Annotated in this window: 3 protein-coding genes; 2 read left to right on the forward strand and 1 reads right to left on the reverse strand. The window is 61.7% G+C overall.

Annotation, left to right across the window (positions count from 1 at the left end):
* Positions 1-2,062 (forward strand): putative bifunctional diguanylate cyclase/phosphodiesterase (locus AC1DX0_RS33225; RefSeq protein ID WP_477358597.1); only part of this gene is annotated, 2,062 nt, incomplete at its 5' end.
* A gap of 111 nt (positions 2,063-2,173) precedes the next feature.
* Entirely contained in the window at positions 2,174-2,875 is a 702-nt protein-coding gene (locus tag AC1DX0_RS33230) for a polysaccharide deacetylase family protein (protein WP_477219149.1), read from the forward strand.
* An 18-nt stretch (positions 2,876-2,893) separates the two neighbouring features.
* Here the strand turns inward: AC1DX0_RS33230 and AC1DX0_RS33235 are convergent, their stop codons facing one another.
* Positions 2,894-3,322 (reverse strand): MarR family winged helix-turn-helix transcriptional regulator, encoded by a 429-nt coding sequence (locus AC1DX0_RS33235; protein ID WP_477219150.1) that lies wholly within the window; start codon positions 3,320-3,322, stop codon positions 2,894-2,896.
* Positions 3,323-3,382 lie beyond the last annotated feature (60 nt).

Here is a 3,382-nt window from a genome sequence, read left to right on the forward strand (position 1 = left end):
GCAGCCGGTGCATACCGTTTCAGGCAAGCTTATCCTGCTGATCAAGGCCGGCTACTGGCTGGCGCTGCTGATCATTGCCGCCATGGTGGCGGCCTCCTTCGTCCTGCTGCAGCAGACGATGGCGACGCAGCAGCACAACCACACCTTGCTCGACATCGTCAGCACGCAGAAGACGTTGTCGCAGCGCATCGTCTTCCTGGCCAGCGAAACAGGTGCCGCCTCGCTTGATAAGCAGCCGGCGCTGGTGAGCGCGCTCAAGCAGGCGACGGCGGAGTTCGAGACCAACTACGACCTGCTGCTCAAGCAGACCGGCGCGGATCCGGAATCGCCGGCCAAGCTCGATGCGAAGTCGATAGACAGCGTGCTTTTCGCCAAGCCCTTCCATCTCGATTATTTCTCGGTCGGACTGATCGCCAATGGCGACCGTCTGATCTCAGCCCTTGAATCGCGACTCAATGTCGACAATGAGGGCTACAAAGGCGGCGCCGAACGCGTGAACCTCGATGCCTCGGTCGCCAATGCCACCTTGTCGGGCTATGCAGCCCTTGGCCAGCGTATCAGCGCCGAAGCCGACGAGCGCTCCGAAAAGCTGCTCACCCTGCACCGCACGCTGTTCTACGCCACACTCGGCGTCATCCTGCTGGTGGCGCTGTTCATTTTCAGGCCGATGTCCAATGCGATCCTGCGCAAGACGCGTGAACTGGTCGATGCGCGCAATTCGATGGCCTTCATCGCGGTTCATGACGGCCTGACCGGCCTGCACAACCGCACCTTCCTGACCGATCATTTCGAGACGCTGATCAAGGGCGCGCATCGRCGGCGCGAGCGSCTGGCKGTSRTCCAGCTCGACCTCGACCGSTTCAAGCAGATCAACGAYACGCTCGGCCACGCMGCCGGCGACTATGTCCTTGTGGTGACGGCACAGCGCATGCGCGATTCCTGCCGGGCGTCGGATCTGTGCGCGCGGCTCGGTGGCGACGAATTCGTGATGATCCTCAACGGAGCCGGCAGCACCGAAGACATCAACATGCTCGCACGGCGCATCCTGGCGCATATCAACGAGCCGATCGTCTTCCAGGGCACSACCATTCTTCCGGGCGCCAGCGGCGGCATCGCCGTSTATCCGATCGAYGCCGACAATGCGCAGGATCTGCTCGTCCACGCCGATCTRGCGCTTTATTCCGCCAAGAAGATSGGYGGYGGCAACTTCTCKTTCTTCTCSGAGGAGTTGCGCCGCGAGCTCGACTACCGCAAGCAGCTCGAGCACGACATCAAGGTCGCCATCTCAGACAAGGCGTTCCAGGTTTATTTCCAGCCGCAGGTTTCCCTGACCGACGGCAGCATCAGCGGCATCGAAGCCCTGGTGCGATGGAACCATCACGAGCGCGGCATGATCTCGCCGGGCGAATTCATCCCGGTCGCCGAGAAATGCGGCTTCATGCCGGAGATCGGCCGCATCGTGATCAGCAAGGCGATCAACGAGGCGGCCGAATGGAACCGCGCCGGGATTGCCTTCGGCCGGCTTGCCGTCAATGTCTCGGGCACCGAACTGCGCGAGCACGATTTCGATGCGTTTCTGTTCGAGACGCTGGAAAAGGCCGGACTGCCACCACAGAAGCTGTCGCTGGAAATCGTCGAATCCGTCATCCTGGACGACGAGAAGACAGGCATCGCCGCAAAGCTGCGTCACATCAGGGCCGCCGGTGTCCATCTGGAACTCGATGATTTCGGCACAGGTTATGCCTCGCTCAGCCACGTCAATCCCAACGAGATCGACCGGCTCAAGATCGACCGCCGCTTCGTCCAGAACATCCATGAGAATGGCGACAATTCGAAGATCGTGCGCGCCATAACCGAACTTGCCCGCGGCCTCGGCATCTCCATCGTCGCCGAGGGTGCCGAGACCGAGGCCGAACTCGACTCGCTGATGGCGATCGGCTGCGACCAGGTGCAGGGCTATTCCATCGCCTTCCCGATGCCGCAGGACAAGGCACTGGAATGGCTGACCGCCCGCATGCCGAAGAAGGCGAAACTGCGGGTCCTGCAGGGCAGCCTGTCCTAGCCAGAATCCAGCCCGGCTTGACAGCCAGCCGCCGAGATGGCGGCCTGTCGCGACAACAACCGGATCGTGTGGCTTATGACATTCTTGCGGTTTGTCCTGGCGGCCATGTTGATGTCCGCGTGGCCCGCCTATGGGGCGGATCGCACCATCTATCTCACCTTCGACGATGGCCCGCTCAACGGCACCAGCAACATCCTCGACGTGCTCGCGAAAGAGCAGGTTCCGGCAACGCTGTTCATGGTCGGCATGCATGCCGAGGCCAGTGCGTCCAACAAGGCGCTGGTGCGGCGCGCCAAGGCGATGCCGCTGGTGACGATCGGCAACCACAGCTACAGCCATGCCTACAATCACTACCGGCACTTCTACAGCGACACGGAAGGGGTGGTTGCCGACATGCTCATGGCGAATGCCGTGCTGGGCCTGGAGCCCGCCGTGCACGCGCGCCTGCCGGGGCGCGATGTGTTCCGGCTGCCTTCGATGTCAAAGAACGACAACTCGCTCGGCCAGGCACAAGCCGGCCGAGAGGACCCAGATTACGAGTTCGTCGCGGCTTCCGGCTTCTATCTCTATGGCTGGGACCATGAATGGGTGCACAAGGATAGCGGCGAGCCGGTCCAGAGCGTCGATCATCTGGTCAGCGAGATCGATCATCTGTTCGGCTATGGTCACTTCGCCAAGCCGGGCAAGCTGATCCTCTTGATGCATGACGAGATGTTCCAGGACGGTTTTGACGGCAAGACGCAGCTCACCAACCTGGTCACCGCGCTGAAGCTACGCCAATATGCGTTTGGAGCGATCCAGAGCTATGACTGAGCCCATGGGCCGGCTCTTCTAGCCTTCAACATTGTCCCGCAATGCCGCCAGCACCTGCGCAAACTCCGCCAGACGCTCGTCGGGCAGTCCGGTGCGAAGCCGCTTGTCGAAGACAAGTGCGGCTTGTCGCAATTTTTCGAACAGCGCTTCTCCCGCGTCTGTCAGTTCGACCAGATGAACCCGGCGGTTGACGGGATCGCGGCGGCGCGTCAGCAGTCCCTGCGCTTCCATCGCGTTGAGGTGGTGGGTGAGCGTCGCGCCCTGGATGCCGATCATGCCGGCGAGTTCGCGCTGATTGGCTAGCCCATTCGACTTAACCGACAACAATGTCAGCCAGACCGGCAATGTACCGCCGGCCTCGACCAAAGCGGCGTCGAAGGCCTGCGCAACAAGCTTGGCGGTGCGGCCGAGATTCATGCCGACTGGCGGGCGTTCAAAGGGGGTCATCGCGGGACACTAGAGCAATTTCAGGAAAAGTGTGAAGCGGTTTTCCGTCCGGAATTGCGT

This window comes from Mesorhizobium sp. P3_A9 (genome assembly GCF_056402975.1).

Excerpts from the sequence above, each read along its gene's own strand:
- AC1DX0_RS33235 (WP_477219150.1), bottom strand. The coding sequence starts at position 3,322 with ATGACCCCCTTTGAACGCCCGCCAGTCGGCATGAATCTCGGCCGCACC.
- AC1DX0_RS33230 (WP_477219149.1), top strand. The coding sequence starts at position 2,174 with ATGTCCGCGTGGCCCGCCTATGGGGCGGATCGCACCATCTATCTCACC.